This is a genomic window from Chryseobacterium shigense (genome assembly GCF_900156575.1).
GTDB lineage: Bacteria > Bacteroidota > Bacteroidia > Flavobacteriales > Weeksellaceae > Chryseobacterium > Chryseobacterium shigense.
Genome location: NZ_FTNY01000003.1, coordinates 19,408 through 44,566 on the forward strand (window position 1 = coordinate 19,408; position 25,159 = coordinate 44,566).

Sequence of the window (25,159 nt, forward strand, 5' to 3'; positions counted from 1 at the left end):
AGGTTATAATTACATCATTCTGAAGACTAAATTTAGAAATTATTTTGATTCAAAAAAAAAATTTAACAACTTTTTTCATTGTTTAACATATGTTTACCACAATACAATTGGGCAAAAAATCACCTACTGTTATGAATTCCTTTATACTGCAACGATTGTCATCGTGTTCTACGTATTTTTAAAATAATCATAAAGTAATTTTTATGCATTATGATTCATGATACCCAATGGCTCATCAGACCATATTTACTGGTATTTATAACAAATTCATCGTATAGAGCAGTTAAAAAAGCTACCTATTTAACTGCCAATCAACAAAATAAAGTCAATTTCTCTTTTAAAATAATCTTTTATTCTTACATTATTAACATATAATTATAAATTTGCATCTTCATATTTATTGAATGAGAGAATTACTAATACGCCAGAAACAGGTTTTGTTCTTCATTATAGCCGGAGGGCTCAGTGCTGTTGTAGAAATTGGAAGCTTCAAATTATTCAGCACCTATATTCCGCATTTTTTTGCCAGAGAAACCAATTTTCATGGCATCCATTATCCTTTAAGTAATATCTTCTCCACCAGCTGCGGGATTATCACCAATTACTTTTTAAGCATCTGGTTTGTTTTTGAAAGAGGAAAGCACTCCAAGAGCAAAGAATTTGCGTACTTCATGGGGGTTTCTTTTGTTTCAACTTTATTCAGTTTAGGCTTTTTCCAGATTTTTTACAGCTTTATATTTAAGGACAATATCAATTTAATTTTTTATACCTTAAGCCCGGAAATGATTAGTAAGATTGCGGCCATTCTATTGGTTTCCATTCTTAATTATTCAGTGAAAAAGAAAGTAATTTTTAACGGTTAAGCAGTGACAAAAATTTTAAATTATCTCTGGAGATTCTGGCTGCTGCTATTGGCATTTGTCTTAACAGTGACATTGGGAATCCCTGTTTATATTTTATCCTTCAATAAAAAGCATTACAAATACGCTTACCGGTTTATCCGCATCTGGTGTTTCGGGATGTTTTACGGGATGGGTTTAAGATATGATCTCATCCACCTTTCTGACCAGAAAAAAGACAAAAACAAGCCGTATGTTTTCATTTCAAACCACACCTCCATTATGGATATCATGCTTACCTGCATCCTGATGCCTGATCATCCCATTTGTTTTGTCGGTAAAAAAGAACTGGTAAAAATCCCGATTTTCGGCACCATATATAAAAGGATATGTGTGATGGTGGACCGAAGCAGCGCCAGAAGCCGTGCAGATGTGTACAGAAGATGCGCTGAAAAAATGGAAGAAGGAAACAGTATTGCTCTATTCCCAGAAGGAGGGGTACCGGATGATACAACTATTATTCTTGATGAATTTAAAGACGGAGCATTTACTTTATCTTCCAAACATCAATCTCCTATCGCAGTTTATACATTTGTCGGCCTGAAGGAAATTTTCCCTTTCGACAGCTCGAAAGGCTATCCGGGACGTGTCAAAGTCTATTTCAACGGAATCATGCAACCATCAGACTCTCCGAAAGATTTAAAAACACAAGCTTATCAGGAGATAAAAAAAACGCTGCTGGAACACTCTATATAAAAGAAATAGTTATATTTGTTTGCGAAATTTTTAACAAACATGTCTAAAACAAATCAACCGACTAATTACCCTGCACTATATACCCTGGTGCTTGTATTTTTTTTCTGGGGTTTTATTGCAGCCGGCAATAGTATTTTCATCCCCTTTTGTAAAAACTATTTTTCCCTTGACCAATTTCAGTCCCAATTAATAGACTTTGCATTTTACACTGCCTATTTTCTTGGAGCGTTATTGCTGTTCATATCCAGTACGATTAAAGGGATTGATATCATAGGCAAATGGGGATACAAAAGGAGTATTGTCTACGGGCTGCTTCTATCAGCGGTAGGAGCCGCCATCATGATTCTGGCCGTTAAAGCCAATGTGTACTACGGAATGCTCATAGGACTCTTCGTTGTAGCCTTAGGTTTTTCAATTCAGCAGACGGCTGCCAATCCATTTGCTGTACTTTTGGGTGATCCCAAGACAGGTGCCAGCAGGCAAAATTTAGCCGGAGGAATTAATTCTTTTGGAACATCAATCGGGCCCATCATTGTAGGACTTGCTCTTTTTGGAACTACGGCTACCGTAGATGATGATCAGATCAAACATCTGGCACTGGATAAAGTAATATTACTGTATACCGCTGTGGGAGCTTTATTTTTAATTGCCGCCGGAGTGTTCTATTTCTCTAAAAAACTTCCTGACGGAATTTCTAATGAGCCGATGGAAAAGGCTGGAAAAGCAAGAAAAACCTTGATTGCCATGACTATATTGGTTATCTTATTTTTCATTCCGGTATTCAGCAGCTACAATTCTGAAGAAGCTAAGAAAATTGAAGTATTAAGCAGTGAGATTTCAGTACTGGACTCTACTTTGAAAAAAGAGACCGATGCTACAAAAACGGCTGAATTCAAAGCGCAGATCGATCATAAAAAAACAGAACTTGAAACCATCAAACATCCTCTTGAAAAGGAGAGAATGATTTACCTTGGCGGTGCATTGCTTTCTGTTATCGTTTGTCTTCTTTTTGCCAACACCCGTTCGAAAAAGAATCCGGAAGGCTGGGGTGCTATGAAGTATCCACAGCTTGTTTTGGGAATGATAGCGATTCTCTGCTATGTAGGAGTGGAAGTTGCGATAGGAAGTAACCTCGGAGAGCTTTTAAGCACCCCTGCATTCGGAGGACATCAGTCTTCAGACCTGGCTCCTTATATTTCGATGTACTGGGGAAGTTTAATGATCGGACGATGGACCGGTGCGATTGCTGTATTTAATCTGAACAAGCACCAGCAAACCATTGCTACCATTGTTGTTCCTTTTGTGGCATTCCTAGTGATTATCGGAATCAATACGGTTGCTCAGAAAGACATGTCACACCTTTATTTCTATGCAATCTGTATTGCGATTCAGGTTATTTTATTCCTGATCAGTAAAAACAAACCGGCTGCAACGTTAACTATTTTCGGTTTGTTCGGAGTAACAGCCATGATCGTAGGACTTCTTACCACTGGAAATATTGCTATTTATGCATTCCTTTCCGGAGGTTTGGCATGTAGCATCATGTGGCCGTCCATTTTTACTTTGGCTATTACCGGTCTGGGAAAATATACTGCTCAGGGATCAGCTTTCCTTGTGATGATGATTTTAGGGGGAGGTATTATTCCACCATTACAGGGTAAATTGTCTGATATTATAGGAATCCACAATTCTTATTTTATCCCTGTGCTTTGTTTTGCGTATATTGCATTATTCGCATACATAACCAAAAAAGCTTTGTCTAAGCAAGGAATCAATGTTGATATTTTAGAATCTGATGGAGGTCACTAATACAACAAAAATACAATATAAAAAAAGATTTTGGGCAGGTGTATTACTTGCCCAATTTCTTTTGTTCTATGCTTTCTCTAAGCTGAAAATAATGATTGCTTTTTTTGAAGGGTTCTTTGAATGGCAAAAAAAGATTCATCAACTGCTTTTCAGCTGGATCCCATTTTCTTTTGGAGATCTTATCTATATTCTTTTGGGTATTTTTCTCTTGTACACCCTTATTCTATGCTTTAAAAAGAAAAGCAGAAAGAAGGCTATTTTAAAGCTTCTTATGGCTATTAATATCTTCTACTTCGTTTATCAGATCTGTTGGGGAATGCTGTATTTTCAGACTCCCGTTATTAAGAAACTTTCAAGTCAGAAAGAACCGGAAATGGCTAAAGCGAAAGTATTAGCCCTCCTCTATCTTGAGAAATGCAAAGCGACCAGACCATCTGTACGTGAAGATAAAAATGGCATCTTCATCATTACCGACCTTAATGCGGTACAGAATGAAATTCTTCGCCAGCAGACTCAGCTTCCAAAATATATTTCCGGCAAAGAAGCACCACAGATCAATGCTTTCAAGCCCAGTCTTTTTAAAAGTGTGATGAATTTTACCGGTATATTAGGGTACTACAATCCTTTTACAGCAGAGGCCCAGTACAATGCTGAGCTTCCCCACACCTTGATCCCCTTTACTTCAGCCCATGAAAGTTCGCATCAGCTTGGTTTTGCCAGAGAACAGGAAGCTAATTTTATAGGCTATCTGATCGGCATTAATTCTAAAAATAATGATCTGAGGTACAGTACAGAATATTTCACTTTGAAAAGTCTTTTAAGATTTATTGTTGAGGAAGATCCTGAGTTTGTAAAAAATATTCTGAAGGAATATTCTCCGGCTATGAAAAGAGACAGAATGTACGAAAGGAATTTTGTCTTCAGACACCAGGGCCTTCTGGATGACTTTTTTGGGTTTACCAATAATCTGTTTTTAAAGAGTAATCAGCAGGAAGGAGCGGTGACCTACTCTTACTTTATTGATCTTCTTTTGAACTACGAAAAGCCCTAAACAAAAAAAAGAATCGTATCAGGCGATACGATTCTAAAAACACAAATGATGAAAAAAAATTTATTACCTTGACTTGTTCCCTCATTCAAGGCGATGTAAAAGTACAACATATTTTATAAATACAAAAACATTTCTATCCTTTTTTAAAACTTTAAGAAAACTTTATGATTTTTTAAGTTCTTTTGAGTTTACAGGTGGAAATCATCCTTTTAGTAAAATGAATGCTTCAACAATAATTCATTATATAAACATTATTGATGCTGTTAAAAACGTACAAAACCAAACGATTGTTTAGTAATATCATATTCTGATCTGCTCCATTTTTTTGACATCAAAAAATTAGAGTTATTTTCTTTCCAACTAAAAAATGATTCAAAAAAAAAGATAACTTCTTTCCTCAAACTATTTCTGTTTATCATCACTTTTCTTACTTTTAAATTGACCAACCAAAACGGGAAGTTGCAGATCGAAACAAAAGGGAAATCATTTTCAATTTCCAGAAGCTTACAAAGATTAAACAGGAACCTTTATCCACTACCTATATTCCTATTATATGTTCTGAAGCATCATCATCGCTATATAAAGAGCAAAGACATAGGGTTCTATTACGAAATCAGCTTCATTTTAATCCAAATAAAACAAAAAACATAATAATATCATCACATAATCAATCATTTAACAATGGTATATCACTGACAAAAGAAAAAAATTTGTTTTTTTAAAACATCTGCGTATTTTAGTTAAAAAAAATAACATGATTTTCGATAAACTCATTAATTATCTAAAGCTCGATAAACAGGAATTTTCCTTCCAGTTCAATTCTCACCCCAACTACCCTTCAGCATTAGCTTTCAGTGATACACTTAATTTTATGGGTGTAAAAAATGACGCCTATGAACTTGATAAGGAATATTGGGACGAGCTTCCTGAAGAATTTATTGCGATTGTAGATAATTCCTTTTCTTTGGTGAAGAAATCGGGAGCGGGTTATTCAGTATATTCCGAAAAAGCAAAAACACTTAATAAAGAAGAGCTTCACCAGAAATCTACGGATTTTGTTCTGTTGTTTGAGAAAAGCGAAAATGCAGAAAGCAGACTGGCTTTCAATTTTACACCTCTTTTATATCTTGTCTTTGCGATTATCATTGTTTATTCTTTTTTCAGCCAAAATGTATACGAAGCCGTTTTTACTATTCTTTCCCTGGCAGGAGTGTATATTTCTATGGAAATTTTTAACCAGAAGTTCGGAAATACATCGACCGTCATTGGAAGTATCTGTGGAGATACTTCTGCCAAGCAAACGGCCAATTCATGTGATAAGATTATCAAGCAGGACAAAACAAGTATTTTAGGATTAAAATTTTCAGATTTTTCCCTGATTTACTTTGCCGGAATCGCCATATTAGGCCTTTTCCTTCCGGCTACTGCGTATATCGTAAAAGGCTTTACTTTGGTTTCCATATTGGCTATAGGGTATTCATTATATATTCAGGCTTTTGTGGAAAAAACTTTCTGTAGGGTTTGCCTTTTAATCATTTCAATTCTTATTGGCCAGTTGGCGCTCAGTATTTTCTTTTTCCAAAATATCTCATTCAGTGCAGGTGTTCTGCTATTAACGGCTGTTTTGTGGATTCTCATTTTCTCAGCGGTTTTATACTTTAATAATATTCTTTCTCAAAAAGAAAGTCTTCAGAAGTCAAACGCTAAAAATCTTAGATTTAAAAGAAACTATGAACTTTTCAAGAGTCAGCTTCTGGAAAATGAAAAGATAGAATTTCAGGATACCGAAACTTTTTCACTGGGAAATAAAGATGCCAAACTGCGTCTTTCAATTATATCTAATCCTTACTGTGGCTTTTGTAAGGACGGCCACAAAATAATGGAAGGACTTCTGGAGAAATATCCTGATGATATCTCTGTACAGATCCGTTTCAATTACTCTACGGAAAGAGCAGATGAAAAATACACGAAGCTGCTTTCAGCCTTTAAGCATATTTACGATACCAGATCACAAAAAGAGTTTTTGAAATCAGTGGAAGACTGGTTTGAAACGAGAGACGAAAATAAAATCGTAACCCTGTCGGGATCCTCCGCAACAGAAGATCTGACCTCATTTGTTGAAATGACAAAAGACAACAACAATTCGGGATTGAACTTCACTCCTATTTTCATTCTTAACGGGCACCAGTTCCCGGATAAATATGACCGTGATGATATTTGGTTTTTCGTTGACGAATTGATGGAAGATGAGGATTTACAATAAGAAATTATTCGTGAATTGAAAAATTCACTATCTTAGGAAAAAATATAAGCGGATTCTGAAAAGCTTTAAAAGAGTAGGAAAACAAAACTAAACCACGCTATGAAAAACTTAAAAAAAATTTCAAGAGATAATTTAAAATCTATTAAAGGAGGCTTTAGAAGATGTCCGGATGATGGAGAATGTGGTGGGGACCAGTGCTGTGCCAACGGGGTATGCAGATCCATAGCAGGAGCAGGACCCAATACCTATTATTGCACTCCCTATACAGCAATTGATTTCACACCGCTAGGGTAAACATACCTCTGCGTGAGCTATTAATGCGATTTAATTTGTATTGATGCCTGTAAGAACACAGCATCATATCAATGAACGATATAATTTGAATATTAATTTGAATATGTAAAAATGTCGTCCTATTTTGGCGGCATTTTATAATGAGTATCAATTTTGAAGAAATTTCCCTTTTATAAACAGCCGGATGCTAAAGATTGCGGCCCTACCTGCCTTAGAATTGTAAGTAAATATTACGGCAGAAGTATATCCTTGCAGCAGATCCGTACCCTTTCTGAAACGACCCGTGAAGGAAGCAGCCTTTTAGGGTTGAGCGATGCATCAGAAGACTTAGGATTCCGTTCCCTTGGAGTCCAGATCGATTTTAATACCCTTGCAGAAGAAGTACCTTTCCCCTGCATTGTCCATTGGAACAAGAACCACTTTGTTGTTGTCTATAAAATTGATAAAAACAACAAAGTCTATATTTCCGATCCAAGCTACGGACTCATCACCTATACCCGTGATGAATTTATCAAATTATGGATCGGTGAAAACGCCAACGAAAATACGGAAGAAGGAATCGCCCTTATCCTTGAAACTACGCCGGCCTTTTTTCAGACCGAGTTTGATACAGAGGAAAGTAAGGCCAGCTTTTCTTTCCTTTCAAAATATCTGCTTAAATACAAGTCTCTTGTTATACAGCTTGCCGTAGGTCTTTTAGCAGGAAGTTTACTTTCTCTTATTTTCCCTTTTCTTACCCAGAGTATTGTAGATGTTGGGATACAGAATCAGGATCTCAACTTCATTTATGTTGTCCTGCTTGCCCAGATCATGTTGTTCCTGGGAAGAATGGGTATTGAAGTGATCCGAAGCTGGATTCTTCTTCACCTTTCGGCAAGGATCAATATTTCTATCATTTCGGATTTCTTTATCAAGCTGATGAAGCTTCCCATAAGCTTTTTTGATACGAGGATGACGGGAGATATCATGCAAAGGATCAATGACCACCACAGAATTGAGCAGCTTTTGACGAGTTCATCCTTAAATACTTTGTTTTCTTTGGTCAATCTGGTCATCTTCAGTATTGTTCTGTTGTTTTACGATTACAGATTGTTTGTTGTATATCTTGTAGGAGCAGCACTGTATATCGGGTGGATCAGTTTTTTCCTCAGTAAAAGGAAGGAATTGGATTACAAAAGATTCTCTCAGGTATCGCAGGAACAGAGTAAAGTTATCGAGCTTATTAACGGGATGCAGGAAATAAAAATGCATAACGCAGAAAAGCAGAAGCGTTGGGACTGGGAATTCCTGCAGGTGAAATTATTTAAAATAAGAATAAAATCTCTTTCCCTTGAACAGTGGCAATCTGTGGGAGGAAATTTCATTAACCAGATGAAAGATATTCTGGTCAGTTTTCTTTCGGCGAAACTTGTATTGGAAGGAAACCTTACTTTAGGGATGATGCTTTCGGTACAATATATCATCGGACAGTTGAACAGTCCGTTGTTACAGCTTATCGATTTTATCAAACAGACTCAGGATGCCAAAATCTCTCTTGAAAGATTAGGCGAAATTCATGACAAAGACGACGAAGAGGATAAAAATGAACAGTATGCCGGAGAAATCCCGCAAAAAGATATTGATGTGAGCAATATATCATTCAGGTATATAGGATCGGATGTTCCTGTATTCGAAGATTTAAGCCTTACAATACCTTATCAGAAAACGACGGCTATTGTAGGCGCCAGCGGAAGTGGAAAAACAACGCTCCTAAAGCTTTTGATGAAGTTTTATGAACCTAATTCCGGAGAAATCAGACTTGGAAATACCCAGCTGAGAAATATTTCCCCCAGATTCTGGAGAGATCATTGCGGAGTGGTGATGCAGGAAGGGTATGTATTTAATGATACGATAGCCAATAATATAGCCGTAGGAGAAGACCATGTTGATAAGAAGAAATTAAGACGTGCGGTGGAAATCGCCAACATTAAGGATTTCATTGAAGGTCTTCCGTTGAGTTACAATACAAAAATCGGAAACGAAGGTGTGGGAGTGAGTGGCGGTCAAAAGCAAAGACTTTTCATAGCGAGAGCAGTGTACAAATCTCCTGATTTTATATTTTTTGATGAAGCCACTTCAGCGCTGGATGCCAATAATGAAAAAGTTATTATGGAAAATCTAGAGCAATTCTTTAAAGGCAAAACGGCTATTGTTATTGCGCACAGATTATCAACAGTGAAACATGCTGATAAAATTATAGTTCTGGATAAAGGTAAAGTAGTAGAGGAAGGCAGCCACACTGACCTGGTTGCTTTAAGAGGTGAATACTACAGACTGGTGAAAAATCAACTGGAATTAGGAAATTAATTGTACTCCCTCTGAAAAATGGGGAATTTTATCTTAGAAACATGAAAGAAGACATCTTAGACAATATTGAACTCCGCTCGGAAAGTGTTCAGGACATTCTCACCCAGCCTCCTCATTGGATGATACGCTGGGGAAACAGCGTTATTTTAGTTATACTTCTGCTTATCCTTGTGATGAGCTATATCATCAAATATCCGGAATTTGTTTCTGCTCCGGTTATCGTTACCTCACAAAACCCTCCTGAGAAAATTGAGGCGCGAATGAACTCAAAAATTGAAAAAATCTTTATCAAGGATCATCAGGAAGTGAAGAAAAATGATGTCCTGATGGTCATGCAGTCTACGGCCAATTATAAAGATGTTTTAGAACTGAAAAAGCTCGTGGATTCTATTTCGCCTCAACAGCTGCAAAACTTCCCGATTGCACAGACCTCAAGATTTAAACTGGGTGAGCTGCAGGGAGACTACAACAGTTTTGCAAAAGCTTTTCAGGATGAGGAACTTTTTACAAGACTTCAGCCCTATGCACCGGAAAATATAGCCGCCAATCAGAGTATTTCAGAATACAGGGGAAGAATTGCCACACTAAAACAGCAAAAAAGTCTGGAACTGGCCAAATATGATTTATCAAAGAAAAGCTATCAGAGATCTCAGGAATTATTCAATCAGGGAGTCATTGCTTCCGTAGAACTTGAAAATGAAAAAATAAAATATCTTCAGGCTCAGCAAAATCTTGAAAATCTCAATATTTCTATCTCCCAGATGGATGAAGGGATTTCTAATCTGAATAAAACGAAAAGCGGAACAGCCATTAATACAGAAAAAGATAAGATCACCTATTCTTCCCAGAGTTTACAGCTTTTCGAGCAGCTTCGTAAGTCTTTGAAACAATGGGAACAGAATTATCTTGTGATTTCTTCTACAGATGGAATGGCCAGTTTTCAACAATTCTTCGGTGAAAACCAGTTTGTAAAAGCAGCTGAGCCAATCCTTTCCATACTTCCGACCAACAAAGAGAAGCTGGTAGGCAGAATGTCTGTTCCTACCGTTAATTCAGGAAAAGTTCTTACCGGGCAGAAGGTACTGATCAAACTTGATAACTACCGTTTCCAGGAATACGGTATTGTAGAAGGGAAAGTACAGAACATATCTCTGATCCCCGATGATAAAGGAAACTATTATGTTGATATTACTCTTCCTAAAGGACTAAAAACCAGTTACAATAAAAAATTGGTTTTTGACAAGGAGCTCAGAGGTAACGCAGAGATCGTAACTCAGGATCTCCGGCTTATCGAAAGATTCTTCTACCAGATCAGAAAATTATTGGGATATCAGAGTTAACGTATTCCTTACAGATATTAAATAAAACCGCAACTTCTATGAGCTGCGGTTTTGCTTTTTATAAAATTGAAGTTACTGTAAATAGAGGGTAGTCTGCCATTTATTTTGCCTGTTTAACCTTTAAAAATATAAAGCTGTAATCCGTAGGATATTTCTGTGCTCCTACCGAAGCATTCTTATGACAATCCATACACTGCTTCTCCTGAATATAGGTTTCCATGGTAACATTAGCTATATTATTCGGAGTGATCCCTCCATCCATCAGCGGAGCTGTTTTATTGTTATTGCCATCCTGAATTGGATTTTCCGGCCACTGTACATTGACCAGCTGATAATATTGCCATACGGATTTAGGATTGCTGGCTTTGATCATATCTCTGATTTGCTTATTCAGATTTTGTATCTCCGGCGTAATGGCATTGTTGGCAATACGCATGACCTGAACCGGTTTACTCAAGCTGTCCTTGCCAGGTACCGGAGACTGATTAGGTTGGTCTGTACTTTTCGGATTATAAAAACAATATTTCACGGAAGGATCTACCTGCCCTTCTGTCGGAGCATTGTTGACATGTTCAAAGGTCATCCAGGTAAACTGGGGGGACTGATTTGTTTTCCGGATGATATGAAGGCCTACCAATCCTAAATATTTCTGCGTGTATTTTCCATAGATCGGCTGGTTATTCTTATCAAAACCTTTAATTTCCGGAACCATAGCTTTGGATATTTTATAAAAATTCTTTAGTGATTCCAACTGATCTTCAGGAATGATCCGCCATGCTGCTTTGATCTCAATGGATTCCATCGGAAGCCATACTCCCTGATTTTTGGCGGCAAAAGCATTTAAATTTTCAGAACTGTATAATTTATTTTTCCTTATAAAATCACTTTCAATACTGTTCATCCGGATCTCATACCAAACGATGTTTCCACTCTGATCTGTCAGCCATGCTCCTTTAGCCTGCATGATTTCATCTACATTACCTCCGAGCATTGCTCTCAGCTTAGGTTTTGGAAGACTCGCATTTACGTCAGTAAACTTATTGATTTCATTGATGTATTTTATATAGCCGTTTTTGCTTTTAAGATTCCATTGTTCAGGTTGTTTGGCAGCAAATACATCATCTGCACTTAAGTAGCTTTCCCATACGGTAGGACTATAATCTCCCGGCATTCCGTAATCAGCAGCAACGGCGGTAGTATCAGGAAGACCTCTTTCATCTGAAGCTTTCCAGTTTAGAGCGAGAAAATTTTTCCATGCAAAACAATTCAGCACACTTTGAGAACTGTGTCCGCAGATAGAGTCAGCGGGCAATTGATAACCCACAGTAGGTGGATCACAAAAAGCTCCACAATCCATATCTGCCATTTCTTTGGAAAAGCCCAATCTTGAGTTTAATTTTTTATCCTTTTTTCCGGATTCACAGGAAATTGAAATTAAACTCAATAGAAAAAAGGAAAATATTAATGTTCTCATTTCAGTATTTTTTGAACCTGTTGGATTTGCTGATCAGAAAGTAATGTATGGTTGGCTGCGATATTCAGCTTAGGGAGCGAGCCTGGAGCTACAACTTCCAACACTCCGGATAGAGTATATCTAGCATCTGAAGCATTATTGTACAACGCAAGTGGTTTCTCACCTAACACGGCATCAGCTTCAGCTGTAATATCTATAATGAAAAGCTGATTATCATTACCCAGATCCTGAAAATCCGTTACAGAAGCATTGATTCCAGCACCAAAATCAAATCCCGTTTTCTGATTGGCATCACTGGCCAATACCGCAATTCCTCTCGTAGTAGTTCCGGCCTCGATTTGTGTAATACAGGAAGTTAAGTTAGAAAATGTATTCAGTTTATTGTAAAGACTGGCCTGAAGTAAACCATTATCCAGAAGATACTGCACGCTTGGTAAAGTCACATCAGGATCTCCAACCGGAGGATATTCCTGAGGCTTTTCTCCACTGGTGGGAATTCCCGTTCCTGCCAACTGCACTTTAAAAACATCTGCAATCTGAGAACCCCATTTTAGAGGCTGGTTTTGTACCAGAATCTCGCTGAGTTTAAAATTAGCCCCAGCCGGAACTTCAAATCTAGAGTGCAAAATCATATTAGAAGGATAAAAAGTGGTCCCCGGATTAATATCCGTTCCTCTTATAATTTTATAGCAGTCTTCAATCTTATAGCCTTCCGCTGAAGCCGGCATTGTAAACTGGGTAAAATCCGGCAGCTGGCCGTACAATGCAATAGGATTAGTTAATGATATTTTCAGTTTATTATTGTAAACGAGTGAATTAACATTCTGCCCGATGCGTGGATCACTGTTTCTGTAGATCTGTCCGTACTGGGCAGCACAAATCAGGGTATTGGCATCTGTGATTACCTTTCCGTTAACCACTCTTAAAATTGTTGCTGCGGCTCCTAGATAAATCTCTGCACCTAAAGAATTGGGTGGACTGGTAAGATGTACTGCTCCCCCGCCCTCTGCGGTGGCCGAGGAACCCTTATTCCATTTATTGATCGGATTATATGCAGGCAGCCCTGTCTCCCGTACAATAACCGGATTATGATGTTCATCTAAAAGATAAAGATCTTCTTTTTTTACATTTGAATTGTTCAGAATTTGCTGATAAAGGGAAACTACCATATCCTGAGATACTTTCCACATATGAAACCAGTATTCAGGATTTTCATGGGTAAAATCTACGGCAATGATACCTCCGTTTGTATCTCTTGTCACTGCCCATTCACAGTATTCGTCCTGCCAACCTCGGGGACCGGAAGGGCCAAAAGGTTTTGTAGCTGTATTATCAGGATCACATGGATTTTTAGTAACTGTTAATGTAATATCATATTTTTTACTGAAAGCATCCGGGCCTATATCGGCAAGTTCATGTAATTTGTCGGTGGCATCAGCTTTTCCAAACTTCTGAGTAAATAAATCTGTGAAATAGTGATTGATTCTATTCGGAAAAGCCCCCCATTGTATAGGAACTGTATTATTTTTAATGGGAGTTACAGGGGTTACAAGAGGATTATAGTACCAGCTTCTGGGATGATCGTAGCTGCTTGACCATGGATTTCCCATTTGGGAATTAATCGTACAGTATTTTACATAATTGCTCCAGGCATTCTCAATCTGAATTTTCAGATTCGGCTGGTCTTTAAAATCTTTTTCCGCCTGATAGGCAGGTGTGTCAAATTTTTTCATGGTGTTAATTTTTAATAGGGTATCGTTTTTATGAAATTGAAGTCATGATAGCAGAATGGGTATCCTCGATATATCAGCACGGAAACGTGCAGTGAAGGTCTGAATCCAAAAAAGCATCATTTAAAAAGTGATCATTCTTAGTAATGCTTATCTGAAATGTAAATGAGATACTCAAAGCTAGATCTAATCCTTTGATATTCTTTACGTATTTATACCCATTTTTATTTTTCGCAATTTTTACTTAAGCTTACATGCTCTTTAGTTTCAGAAAAAAAAACCTTCAAAATGTACCCCTTATTTTATCGCACAAAAAAACCGCACTTTAACGTGCGGTAGTTGTTCACCCTTATTTTAAATTCTTCAATAAGTCCGGTGAAGTTGAATATAGTAGAAAACAAAAGTATTCAGTTTAAATTCAATGCCTTTTTCATATTGACCTTTGTCTGGGCAATGATAACACGCAGAAGCTTCAGCCGAAAACTGAAATACCACTTTGGAAACTTTGGGTGCTCCATATGTTCACTGATCATGATGAAAGTAACCACAATCATGGCCACGTTATGTCCCGAAGGAAGAAGCATTGGGAAAAGCATTAGTGCCCATCCTGCTCCTACACACCAGACTCCGTGCATAATTCCGAACATGAATGCATCCCGATTGGCTTCGGAACCGAAAGCAGCCAGTGAAACATGATCATGTCCACGATTCAGATACCGCTGTTTAATCGGAGAGAACTGCCATATCACTGCAATAACTCCAATTGCTATAGCCGGAATATAAGAATTGGGCAATAACAGATTCAATCCAACGATCAAAACATTCATAAAAAATCCCATAACGATCCATACTGCGGTATATCCTGCTATGAAAAGCAATGCAGACCCTAAACGCCGGCTTTTGAAACTTCGGTCATAAATATATTGAACAGGCGTAATCAATTTCGGAAGCATCATCGCCAATACCATCAAGGTCCAGCCGATCATAAGATCTGATACAGGATTCATCTGCATCATCATCTGAAGAGACGCCTTTGATGGACCTTCAAGCGTGACATGACAATGTTTTACCGTCATAATGCCCCCTGGATTAAATAACAGGATCACCCAAAACACAGCACTTACTGCCAGAATCGTTATACTTATTGAATAACGGATCCTTTTCCAGGTTTTCATAGCTGTTGCTCTTCACGATAGATGCTTACGCGGCCTACCGTAATTTTTTCATCCGACGGAATGACATTATCAGGAAGTATGGTGACGTCCAAAGAACTAATATCAAGCTCATTATTAATAAACAGGTTATCTATAATGTCTGTAATATTAAGGATAAATGTCAATCCTGTTCCACCATTATGACCCTCTTTATCCGAAGCATTTCGCAGTCCGAACAGAGAAACATGTCCGGCAAGCTGGTGGTTGACAGAAACACTTAGAATATTGGCATCTCTGGTTCCTTTTACATTCTCCAGCTGAAGATACACCTGATCCGGCAATTGGGTAGAAGATGCTTTCATCAGACTGTTGGGTACATTTTTCCAGGAGCTGCTTTCTAACTTTACCGTGGTTTTGGCTCCCGATCCGTCTAATAGAATTTGTCCCGCATTGGCGCCAACAAGTTCTGAGTTGTTTCCTAAATCCATATTCTGTTCTTCTAAAGATTCTGTTCCTACTGATTTTGCTCCTAGTTTCGTTAATCTTTGAGAAAGTGTTTTTTCAACCAAAGGAGCTGTTGTTGGTGCTAAATCGTCATAGGTATAATCCAGCTTCGCTAAGCTAGTCATTTCTTCAGGAGTATACACCCAGGCTTTGTTATCCGGCAAAGGCATAATGAATTCTCTTTCACCATAGAGGGCAGGTCCTCCAAGCCACAACGGATTGATAGGATTATGGTTTTTCACATTCCAGGCAGCCCACATTCTGTCGATATTGCAGTGATGAAGATAGAAGATAGGATCAAGTCCTGCAGAGTCGGGATCAGACATCAGCCCATCCTGTCCGCCTACCTGTACATGTACGAGATTATGAGGATTACTTTCAAGATTCCCGCTCAAGGCTCCGTCATGTGAGAATCTGGTTTCCGGTCCGCCATACCCAGGTTTTGACGTAGCAGAATTACTTCCCGTATAGATCGTATTTCCCTGACAGGCCTCTGATAGCGGTGGAATTTCAACATAAATGTTTCCATCATTTTTAGGGCCGTACCGTGCGGTTACATATAAAGGATTCGGAGTTCCGTCCGGAAGGGTTTTCTGTGTGAAAGCGGGCGGTATTTTATATTGATCTCCTGAACCAAGATAATTCCAATATGGGAGTGCCCAATCAGCAGGTCCACCTAAGCTGATCACGGCCTGACGAATCTGTTCTTCCAGGGCAATAAGATAACCACGATGCCAAGGTGCGAAATACCAGCTTTGATGCTGACACTGGTTCCAATATTTAGCGACGGTACCTGAATCAGGAAGCGGAGTTGTAGGAACATTTGGAGGACCAGGAAGAACATTCCAATTAGGAAATTTTTCTCCTCCCATTTGCTCACCATGCATCGCTGCAAAAAACCACCAGCTGTTCTCATCATTTAGAGTCCGGGATTGCATCACGCCAACTGCTTTTGCATACCAGAGAAGATCCGGATTGTCAAAAGTTCCGTTCTCTTCCCAAGCATTTTTTCTTGTAAACTTTGCCATAGAATTAATTTTTTGATTTCTGGTTATTATAAAGTTTTTATCAAAAACAATTGCTTTCAAAAAGCATGTTTCATGTTTACCACAAATCTAGGAACACGCAATGAAAAAGGATTACGTATTTATACGTAATTATCCCTTTAAAGTGAAATTTAAACATCAGAAAATTGCTGAAAAAGCATCAATGGAGTCGACATAAAGTTGAATTTTTTAAAATATACAATTTGAAAAAATAATATAAAATCATTTATAATTATAAAATTATTTCCATCTGTTTAAATGATGTAATGAATAAAAAAAACAACATCAACAATACATTAAAACATTGATTAACACTGTAATAAACCACAAAACAATTATTATAAATTAAATTGACGAGGGTCGGAAATTAAAAAAATTGGCCATTATTAAATTCTTTAAAATAAATTATTAAGTTCGATAAATCTTCTATTTATATTGATTCTAAATTAAAAATATTATTCTCCATTAGATGAATATTTTTGATTTATTTTTATATTTACGGTATATAATTCTAATCCATGAGAAATATTATATTGGTTGTTTTGATCTTATGCAGCCAAATATTCTTATCACAAAATGTTCAAATTACAGGAAGAATTCTAAACAATGAAAATTCTCCTGTAGACTTTGCTGAGGTACTCCTTCTAAAAAATGACTCTGTCAAAATAAGAAGTGAAGTTACTGATGCCAATGGTCTGTTCACTATCGATGCTCCAAAAGATTCCTATATATTACAAGTAAAAAGATTTAAGGGTATACTCTATTCAAAAAAGATAAAACTGGAAAATAACCTTCGTTTAAATGACCTGAGAATCGAGGATATAAAACAGATTAAAGAGGTTATCCTTGAAAAGAAAAAGAAACTGATTGAGAAAAAAATAGACAGAACCGTATTCAATGTAGAAAACTCTATATTTTCCAGTGGTGCAGATCTGGCTCAGGTTTTATCCGGTACTCCGATGCTGTCCGTTAGCGATAATTCGGTTTCCATTGTTGGGAAAAGCGGCGTTGCAGTAATGGTGAATGACAAACTTCTGAATCTTAGTGGTACAGATTTGATCAATTATCTACGCTCACTCCGTTCTGATGATGTTTCCAGAGTGGAAATTATCACCACTCCACCGGCAAAATATGAAGCACAGGGAAATAGCGGAATCCTCAATATCATCTTGAAGAAAAATACAAAATTAGGCTGGAATGGTATCCTGAGTTCCTCGTACATACAGACTACCTATGTAGGAAATGCCAATAACCTTACTTTAAACTACAATTCTAACAAAATTACAAGTTCATTACGGCTGAGACAGTTTGAGCGACCATCAAAAGCCGTGGAACTTATCGATATTATCGGAACTAATTCCATTTTAAGTGCAGATAAACGAAAAGATCAATTCAAAGGAGCGGGAGCCAATTTCAGCTTTGATTACAAACTGAATCAAAATTCCAATATCGGAGTTATCTATGATATTTCCAAGTCTCATTCTGATATGGATATCTTTAATAGATCGATCTACCAGACAAATGGTATTCAGGATTCTTTATTAACGACCTCTTCTGAACACAGAAAACCAATACTCACCCATTCATTAAATGTATACTATGATTATAAAATTGATTCTTTAGGGAAAAAATTGAGTATTGCCGGAAATTATTTTTCAAACAGTCCGGATGCAGAGGTCAATTTTCAGACCATTGCCGACTATACTCCGGGTATTCAGAAAATCAGAAACCTGAGCAATCTTGATTACCAGATAGTATCCGGTCAGGCAGATCTTTATCTTCCTTTCAAATGGGGGACTCTCGAAACCGGATTGAAATTCACTCATTTTATGAATGATTCAAACATCAAGTATTTATCATTTAAAAATGATCAATATATTATGGATACAGGCAGAAGCAACTATTTTGAATATAAGGAAAACAATGCTGCTGCTTATGTAAGTGTTTATAAAAGTCTGGGCGAAAAATGGTCTGCTAAAGCGGGTCTGCGCTACGAATATTCAACCATTGACGGGTATTCAGAAACTGCTGGCGAAAGAAATAAAAATGAATATGGGCGGCTTTTTCCTTCAGCCTATCTGGAGTACAAAGCCAATGAGAATAATACCCTGTCAGTTAATTATTCAAAAAGAATCAACCGTCCCAACTTCACCGCATTAAATCCTTTCAGGTGGTATTCTAATCCTTATTCTTTTTATACGGGAAATCCGTTTCTTTCTCCATCCTACAATCATAATGTAGAGCTCTCGTACCTTTATAAAAACAGATTTTCCGTTACGGTATACGGGCAAAAACTGATCAACGGATATGGAAGAATTACTTCGTTAACTCAAGGAATCAAAGAAGTAAATTATAAAAATTATCTTACACAATATGATGCAGGATTAAATGCCAGTCTTTATACCAATGTAACGAAATGGTGGGAAAATAACACCAACATTGTATCCTTCTATTCTGAATCAGAATCGTCTATTCCTGAGGTTGTTCCTCAAAACGGAGTATCAATGTACTATACCATTAATAATACTTTTACAATAAATAAAGAAAAATCTGTATTGTTTTTATTGAACTTTTACCACTATTTACCTAATAAACAAGGCAATACCTACATTGGTAATATCTCAAATCTTTCTGCCGGTTTTAGATTCTCACTCATGGAAAAAAAGCTGAGAGTGAATATGATGGTGGAAGATATTTTTAGAGGCACTCAAAGTAAAGGAAAGATTTTCTACGATGAATTCACTCAATTCTACAATAACTACTACGATACAAGACGTTTTACCTTAAATCTTACCTATTCATTTGGAAACAAGAATATAAAAACAAATAATAAGCAAATACAACTCGAAGAAAAAAACAGAGCAAATTAAAATATAAACGAACCAAAAACAAACAATAACCATACATCAAATTATACTATGAAAAAAAAGAAAATCTTATCTATTCCCCGTTAAACAGGTAAACTATTTTCCCTGGCTGAAAACAGAAATTCAACATTAAAAGCTGTAAGAAAGGATTTCCCTATTGGGCAGAAAGCCACAGCTCCATACTATACAGCACCTATTCTTTACGCCATGATGTGGCAGTTTTCAATTTTCTGTACTCGCTCCAGGTTAGAATAATCAATTCATCATATACACCATACGATCAATAGGTGGAAGCCGAAAAACCTTTAAAGAGTAGGCGCTTATAAAAACTTTTTTAATATGAAAAAATTAGAATTAGACCCATTGTCACTAGACAAGGAAACCATTGCTTTATTGGATGAGAAGCAATTAATGGAAATTATTGGAGGTAAAGGTATTGCTCCTGCAGGATCTACAGGATGCGGTACCGGAGGCAGTACTTGTGACAATACCGGAACAGGCGCATCTACAGGATGTGGATCAGGAGGTAGTACCTGCAGTGTGACAGATACTATCAGCGCAAACTAATCTTAGACTTTTATAAGGGTAATTTTCACTCAGAAAAATTGCCCTTATTCTTCTGATTCAATGAAATAGAGGGATTATTTTGATCTCGAACTGAGAATTATTAAGGAATAATTCCTGAAAAAATCTTAAAACAGACCAACCATTCAATCTTTTTATCATGAAAAAACTAGAATTAGATCCATTATCATTAGACAAGGAAACCATTGCTTTACTAGATGAGAAGCAACTGCAGGAAATCATTGGCGGGCAGGCCGCGGCTCCGGGAACATCTACAGGATGTGGATCAGGAGGAAGTGGATGTGGTGCCGGCGGTGGTTCTACAGGATGTGGTTCCGGAGGTAGTACTTGTGTATCACAGGCAGAAGTAGCTATAAAATAAAGACAAGGGGGAAGCCGAAAAACCTTTAAAGAGTAGGCAACACAACATCATATCTTTTTTATTATGAAAAAATTAGAACTAGACCCATTGTCATTAGACAAGGAAACAATTGCTTTATTAGATGAAAAGCAGTTGATGGAAATTATCGGCGGTAAAGCTGTAGCTCCGGGAACATCCACAGGATGCGGTACAGGAGGCAGTACTTGCGGTGCTGCACAAACAACAACTACTATCAGCACCGGAGGAGGATCTACAGGATGCGGTTCCGGAGGAAGTACTTGTTCTGCACAGGCAACAGCTGGATAACAACAAGAGGGGCTGTATTTTTTACAGCCCTTTCTTTCTTTAATTACCAAACACCGGATATACACTAATGGAGAATAACAAATATCACTTACTTGATCATTGCTGTCTGAGAATCCCATCTCATCCTATAGAAACCTTTTTGGATTTTAATGAAAACATCAAAAAAATCAGCATAGAAAATCATGAACAACTGGTACAGGTTTTAAATCATATTTTTTCGAATGCCTATTACAAAGAAGCAATTTACATCGCCTCCAAAGACCTGTATGAAACTTTTTTAGAACTTAAAGAAAACGATTTTACCAACAAGGATGCAGCAAAGCGCTTCCTTATTACTTTCTATAAATACCTCTCAAGAATGTCTAACAGGTCAACTCCATACGGCCTCTTTTCTGGTACATCTTCTGCAAGTATACATGATGAACCCAGTACCATACAATTCGACTCTGACAGATACAAACTCGTATGTCAGCTCAATATCCACAGCCTTACCAAGCTGATCCGCAGTATTGACCCATTGAATAATGAGCTTATTGACAAAATAAAATATTATAAAAACAATACCCTTTATACTTTAGGAACCAAAGCTTTTTTTGTTGAGCAATTTGATAATGGCCGATATATAGCGTCCAACCTCACCTCCATAAGACTCAGCGAATATGTGAAGATCATCCTGAAATGCGCTGAACAGGGAGCAACAGTAGCTGAAATGGCTAACGAAATATCAAACCCTACCATCACTCTTGAACAGAAACAAAACTTTATAAAAAATATTATCCAGTCCCAAATGCTGGTGAGCCAGCTTCTTCCAAGCGTTTCCACAGAAAATTTCATTGAAGATTTAATAAACACTATAGACGAAAAGGAAATAAATATTGAGCAGATCAATGAATTAAAAGAGATCGACAGCATTATCAGAAATATTTCTTCTGTTAATGATATTGAGCCTTTCAGAACCAACATTAAAAATAATTCAGATAGCAAGATTATATCAAAGGACTTCTACAAGCTGGATCTTTTTTACCAGCTGAATCAGAAAAATTTAAATAAAAAAATCCTGGAGGAAATCAATGCCACTTCTTACGAAGTAATGCACCTATTTTCGCCGAGAACTTCTTTAGCATTAAGTCATTTTGTAATGGCATTTGCCTCCAGATATGAAGATAAAGAACTTCCGCTGGTACAGGTTTTAGATACTAATTACGGTATTGGATATGAGAAAGTTGTATCCGGTAATGCTGAATATACTCCCCTTTTGGATGGTATTCCTGTGATGGCAGACTCCCGCATTGAAACACGAATCATGTATGGAGGATTTGAAATGATGAGGGAAAAAATATTCAAACAATATTGTAAAACAGGCGAAACTGTTATTTATGCTGACGAAGATTTCAAAAATTACTTATCCCCTAAAAAACAGCTTTCTCATGAAGGAGAAGCTCCAAGTGCCTATATATTCGGAAGAATTTTATCTTCCTCTGTAGAATCGCTTGATAGCGGAAATTATAAATTTTTTCCAACTCAATGCCATGCCCCTTTCGCAAACAGATTATTAACACGGTTCACACACGGAGACAGCCAGCTTAAAGATCAGGTGAAAAAAATAGCCAAGCTAGAGCAGAAAGCCAATCCTAATGTTGTGATGGCTGAGGTACTCACCATACCGGATGACAATTATGCCAATATAACCTTATATGCCACAATCAGGGATTATGAGATTCCGTTCCTGTCAAACTCAAAATTAAATCCGGATCATCAGATCAATGCTGACGACCTTATGGTTTCCGTAAGAAACGGAAAAGTAATTTTACGATCCAAAAAACTGAATAAAGAAATTATCCCGTGCCTTTCCAATACCTATAATACAACACTGGCACAGCCATTATATAAGTTTCTTGCTGATGTGGGAAGCCAAAATATGAGACTGGGTTATTTTTGGGATTGGGGCATATTTCAGAATGAACCATTTCTGCCAAGAATTGAATATAAAAAGTTCATTATCAGCCGGGCACGCTGGTTCCTAAAAAAAGTAAAAACAGATTACAATAATAAACACACGGCAGAAAAAGCTATATCAGATCTTAGAATACAATATAAATTACCCCAGTACGTCGTTTTATCTTCCGGGGACAACGAACTTCTTATCGATCTGGACAACAAAATAAGTCAGGCTATTCTACTCAAAGAAATCAGCCAGCAAAACGTTATTCTTTATGAGAACATTCATACTAAGGAAAATTGTTTTATCAAAAAAGGAGAAAACCATTATGCTAATGAAGTAGTCATTCCTCTTCTGAATACAAAGCAGGTTTATCTGCCATCCTTACACAATTTTTCATCTCCAAAAATAAAAAGAGTATTCCCTCCCGGAAGCGAGTGGTTTTATATAAAAATCTATTCAGGAAGTAAAAATGTTGAGGACATCCTTACAGAAGTCATTTCCGACTTTGCCGCTGATCTTTTAAACAAAAAAATCATTGACAAATGGTTCTTTATCAAATATAATGATCCCGACCATCATATACGGGTCAGATTTCACTGCTTTAATCCTGACCAGAAAAAGGAAGAATGGTATCTCATATCAGAAAAACTACAAAAGGCTATCCATGAATTTATTCCCGAAGAGCAAGCGTTAAGGCTAACAGTAGATACTTATGTAAGAGAACTGGAAAGGTACGGTGATCATACCATGGAAATGAGCGAAAATATTTTTTATTATGACAGCACAGCCGTTTCAGAGTTTCTCAATCTTATTCATGGTAATGAGGGTGAGAAATTAAGATGGAAATTTGCATTAGTTAATGTAGACAAACTCCTGGATGATTTTAAATATTCGGTAAAAGATAAAATAAAAGTTATCGGCACTTTATGTGAAAATTTCACCAATGAATTCAGTTTCAACAATGCTGATCATTATGTAGCTCTGTCCAGAACATTGAGTGCCAGGCACAGGGAACTTAAAAAAGAAATATCTGACATTATTTTTGAAAAAGAGAGAGCACAATATGATGAAGCATATGAATGCTTTAATAAAAGAAGTGAGAGCATTACGGCTGAGCTATCCCGATATCCTGAATTGCCGCAGGAAACTAAAGACCATCTCATAATGAGCTACATTCATATGACCTTAAACCGTCTATTTATGGTAAACCAGCGGAAACATGAGCTTGTTATCTATTATTTTTTGAAAAAATTCTACGAATCGGAAATTGCAAAAGCCAAAAATAATATATCCATATGATAAAAGATCAAACTAAACATAGAGAACTCATTGATAAAATAACAGAATCTGTAGAAAAATATTCTGATGAAGACCAGTTAAAAAATGTTTCCTATGAAACGGGGCTTTTAGGATATTCTCTTTATTATTTGTACTTATCAAAATATACCGGTGACCAGGAATATATGACCACTGCAGAGGAATATTTTAATAAAGGCCTGTCCAGCTTTAATCCCAAAACATTTCAAAGGGTACACGGTACCGATTCTTTGGATGCTCACCTGGCTCATATTGGACGATATTTGATTTTCTGTGAAAACAGTGGCCTGCTATCTGTATCTAGTGAAGACTATCTGTTAAATCTGGACCAGATCCTATTCGGTCTCATGAAGAGTAAAATCAATATCAAAGATTTTGACTCGGGAACGGGAGCTATGGCCGCAGGATACTATTATCTGGCGCGTCTGAAAAGTGGTGCCGCTGTCCAGGAGCAGCTTTCATTTCTTATCCATAGCATCGATGAAGCAGCCTTTCAAGATGATGCAGGAGATTATTACTGGAAATGTCCGTCTCTGTATGACAGGATATATCTGGGAATTTCACACGGCTCATCACTTATCATTTCATTTCTCAGCTCAGTCTGTGAAGCAGGATTAGAAATGCAATTATGTGAAAACATCATCAGAAAGGCAACTGCATTTCTTATTAAACAATATAGAGAATCAGAATATAAAGGCCTGTTTCCCAATATGATCGGAGATGCAGTAGAACCGATGCAATTTGCTTTGTGCTATGGAGATCTCGGAATAGGATATGCGCTTCTCAGAGCTTCACAAGTACTGAAAGACAGTGATATTGCAGACTTTGCCAATAAGATACTCGACGACTGCTTGCTGAGAACCAAAGAAGACAATCTTACGCTGGATGCAGGAATATTTTATGGAGCATCGGGGCTTGCCATTACCTTTGATAAACTGGGAAAAATATCCGGTGACATCAGATATACCCAAAGAGCAGATTACTGGAATCAACAAATTCTGACGTATGCAGTTCATTCCAATGATTGTGCTGGGTTCAAAAGCCGTCTTCTCGAAGATAATATGCTATGGCAGATCTCTTTTGGATGGGGACTGTTAGGAATAGGTACGACGCTTATGTATTTTGATCATCCCTCTCTCCCTTCATTGGCAGACTTAACCTTTATTGCATAATCC

At 37.2% G+C, this 25,159-nt stretch carries 18 protein-coding genes; 14 read left to right on the forward strand and 4 right to left on the reverse strand.

Annotated elements, in window-relative coordinates; all coding sequences use genetic code 11:
* Positions 1 to 404: 404 nt before the first annotated feature.
* The 8 genes from BW964_RS09595 to BW964_RS09630 all read left to right on the forward strand — a co-directional run bounded on the left by BW964_RS09595 (position 405) and on the right by BW964_RS09630 (position 10,698).
* The gene (locus BW964_RS09595) at positions 405 to 863 is read left to right on the forward strand and encodes a GtrA family protein (protein ID WP_076506807.1); all 459 of its coding nucleotides are present in this window, start codon (positions 405 to 407) and stop codon (positions 861 to 863) included.
* Positions 864 to 866: 3 nt separating this feature from the next.
* On the forward strand, positions 867 to 1,595 hold the full coding sequence (locus BW964_RS09600) for a lysophospholipid acyltransferase family protein (protein WP_084175770.1): 729 nt from the start codon (positions 867 to 869) through the stop codon (positions 1,593 to 1,595).
* A gap of 39 nt (positions 1,596 to 1,634) precedes the next feature.
* Positions 1,635 to 3,404 (forward strand): MFS transporter, encoded by a 1,770-nt coding sequence (locus BW964_RS09605; protein ID WP_076506809.1) that lies wholly within the window; start codon positions 1,635 to 1,637, stop codon positions 3,402 to 3,404.
* A gap of 91 nt (positions 3,405 to 3,495) precedes the next feature.
* Entirely contained in the window at positions 3,496 to 4,455 is a 960-nt protein-coding gene (locus BW964_RS09610; protein ID WP_317044341.1) for a DUF3810 domain-containing protein, read from the forward strand.
* A 754-nt stretch (positions 4,456 to 5,209) separates the two neighbouring features.
* A complete protein-coding gene (locus BW964_RS09615; RefSeq protein WP_076506812.1) occupies positions 5,210 to 6,718 on the forward strand; it encodes a vitamin K epoxide reductase family protein in 1,509 nt (502 codons plus the stop codon).
* A gap of 99 nt (positions 6,719 to 6,817) precedes the next feature.
* Complete coding sequence (locus tag BW964_RS09620) at positions 6,818 to 7,012, forward strand: bacteriocin-like protein (RefSeq protein WP_076506814.1); 195 nt, start codon at positions 6,818 to 6,820, stop codon at positions 7,010 to 7,012.
* A 153-nt stretch (positions 7,013 to 7,165) separates the two neighbouring features.
* Positions 7,166 to 9,358, forward strand: coding sequence for a peptidase domain-containing ABC transporter (locus tag BW964_RS09625; RefSeq protein ID WP_076506816.1), 2,193 nt, complete (start codon positions 7,166 to 7,168; stop codon positions 9,356 to 9,358).
* Between the two features lie 41 nt (positions 9,359 to 9,399).
* On the forward strand, positions 9,400 to 10,698 hold the full coding sequence (locus BW964_RS09630; protein WP_076506818.1) for an HlyD family secretion protein: 1,299 nt from the start codon (positions 9,400 to 9,402) through the stop codon (positions 10,696 to 10,698).
* 100 nt (positions 10,699 to 10,798) lie between these two features.
* Here the strand turns inward: BW964_RS09630 and BW964_RS09635 are convergent, their stop codons facing one another.
* From BW964_RS09635 to BW964_RS09650, 4 genes are all read right to left on the reverse strand, one after another.
* Positions 10,799 to 12,172, reverse strand: coding sequence for a hypothetical protein (locus tag BW964_RS09635; RefSeq protein ID WP_076506819.1), 1,374 nt, complete (start codon positions 12,170 to 12,172; stop codon positions 10,799 to 10,801).
* Positions 12,169 to 13,905 carry a hypothetical protein gene (locus BW964_RS09640; protein ID WP_076506820.1) on the reverse strand — a complete coding sequence of 579 codons (1,737 nt, stop codon included), beginning with the start codon at positions 13,903 to 13,905 and terminating at the stop codon, positions 12,169 to 12,171. The genes BW964_RS09635 and BW964_RS09640 overlap by 4 nt, the downstream gene beginning before the upstream one ends.
* Before the next feature lie 404 nt (positions 13,906 to 14,309).
* A complete protein-coding gene (locus tag BW964_RS09645; RefSeq protein WP_076506821.1) occupies positions 14,310 to 15,077 on the reverse strand; it encodes a copper chaperone in 768 nt (255 codons plus the stop codon).
* Complete coding sequence (locus BW964_RS09650; protein ID WP_076507869.1) at positions 15,074 to 16,588, reverse strand: tyrosinase family protein; 1,515 nt, start codon at positions 16,586 to 16,588, stop codon at positions 15,074 to 15,076. Before BW964_RS09650 ends, BW964_RS09645 begins: the two co-directional genes overlap by 4 nt.
* Positions 16,589 to 17,124: 536 nt before the next feature.
* Between BW964_RS09650 and BW964_RS09655 the strand changes: the two genes are divergently transcribed.
* From BW964_RS09655 to BW964_RS09680, 6 genes are all read left to right on the forward strand, one after another.
* Positions 17,125 to 19,476, forward strand: a complete 2,352-nt coding sequence (locus BW964_RS09655) for an outer membrane beta-barrel family protein (RefSeq protein WP_084175773.1) — start codon at positions 17,125 to 17,127, stop codon at positions 19,474 to 19,476.
* A 336-nt stretch (positions 19,477 to 19,812) separates the two neighbouring features.
* The gene (locus BW964_RS09660; protein WP_076506822.1) at positions 19,813 to 20,040 is read left to right on the forward strand and encodes a class I lanthipeptide; all 228 of its coding nucleotides are present in this window, start codon (positions 19,813 to 19,815) and stop codon (positions 20,038 to 20,040) included.
* A 157-nt stretch (positions 20,041 to 20,197) separates the two neighbouring features.
* Positions 20,198 to 20,419 (forward strand): class I lanthipeptide, encoded by a 222-nt coding sequence (locus BW964_RS09665; RefSeq protein ID WP_076506823.1) that lies wholly within the window; start codon positions 20,198 to 20,200, stop codon positions 20,417 to 20,419.
* A 63-nt stretch (positions 20,420 to 20,482) separates the two neighbouring features.
* Positions 20,483 to 20,725 (forward strand): class I lanthipeptide, encoded by a 243-nt coding sequence (locus BW964_RS09670; protein WP_076506825.1) that lies wholly within the window; start codon positions 20,483 to 20,485, stop codon positions 20,723 to 20,725.
* Positions 20,726 to 20,792: 67 nt separating this feature from the next.
* Entirely contained in the window at positions 20,793 to 23,966 is a 3,174-nt protein-coding gene (locus BW964_RS09675) for a lantibiotic dehydratase (RefSeq protein ID WP_076506826.1), read from the forward strand.
* Positions 23,963 to 25,156, forward strand: a complete 1,194-nt coding sequence (locus BW964_RS09680) for a lanthionine synthetase LanC family protein (RefSeq protein WP_076506828.1) — start codon at positions 23,963 to 23,965, stop codon at positions 25,154 to 25,156. The genes BW964_RS09675 and BW964_RS09680 overlap by 4 nt, the downstream gene beginning before the upstream one ends.
* Positions 25,157 to 25,159 lie beyond the last annotated feature (3 nt).

Excerpts from the sequence above, each read along its gene's own strand:
- BW964_RS09595 (WP_076506807.1), top strand. The coding sequence starts at position 405 with ATGAGAGAATTACTAATACGCCAGAAACAGGTTTTGTTCTTCATTATA.
- BW964_RS09605 (WP_076506809.1), top strand. The coding sequence starts at position 1,635 with ATGTCTAAAACAAATCAACCGACTAATTACCCTGCACTATATACCCTG.
- BW964_RS09610 (WP_317044341.1), top strand. The coding sequence starts at position 3,496 with ATGATTGCTTTTTTTGAAGGGTTCTTTGAATGGCAAAAAAAGATTCAT.
- BW964_RS09615 (WP_076506812.1), top strand. The coding sequence starts at position 5,210 with ATGATTTTCGATAAACTCATTAATTATCTAAAGCTCGATAAACAGGAA.
- BW964_RS09620 (WP_076506814.1), top strand. The coding sequence starts at position 6,818 with ATGAAAAACTTAAAAAAAATTTCAAGAGATAATTTAAAATCTATTAAA.
- BW964_RS09630 (WP_076506818.1), top strand. The coding sequence starts at position 9,400 with ATGAAAGAAGACATCTTAGACAATATTGAACTCCGCTCGGAAAGTGTT.
- BW964_RS09635 (WP_076506819.1), bottom strand. The coding sequence starts at position 12,172 with ATGAGAACATTAATATTTTCCTTTTTTCTATTGAGTTTAATTTCAATT.
- BW964_RS09640 (WP_076506820.1), bottom strand. The coding sequence starts at position 13,905 with ATGAAAAAATTTGACACACCTGCCTATCAGGCGGAAAAAGATTTTAAA.
- BW964_RS09645 (WP_076506821.1), bottom strand. The coding sequence starts at position 15,077 with ATGAAAACCTGGAAAAGGATCCGTTATTCAATAAGTATAACGATTCTG.
- BW964_RS09650 (WP_076507869.1), bottom strand. The coding sequence starts at position 16,588 with ATGGCAAAGTTTACAAGAAAAAATGCTTGGGAAGAGAACGGAACTTTT.
- BW964_RS09655 (WP_084175773.1), top strand. The coding sequence starts at position 17,125 with ATGAGAAATATTATATTGGTTGTTTTGATCTTATGCAGCCAAATATTC.
- BW964_RS09660 (WP_076506822.1), top strand. The coding sequence starts at position 19,813 with ATGAAAAAATTAGAATTAGACCCATTGTCACTAGACAAGGAAACCATT.
- BW964_RS09665 (WP_076506823.1), top strand. The coding sequence starts at position 20,198 with ATGAAAAAACTAGAATTAGATCCATTATCATTAGACAAGGAAACCATT.
- BW964_RS09670 (WP_076506825.1), top strand. The coding sequence starts at position 20,483 with ATGAAAAAATTAGAACTAGACCCATTGTCATTAGACAAGGAAACAATT.
- BW964_RS09675 (WP_076506826.1), top strand. The coding sequence starts at position 20,793 with ATGGAGAATAACAAATATCACTTACTTGATCATTGCTGTCTGAGAATC.
- BW964_RS09680 (WP_076506828.1), top strand. The coding sequence starts at position 23,963 with ATGATAAAAGATCAAACTAAACATAGAGAACTCATTGATAAAATAACA.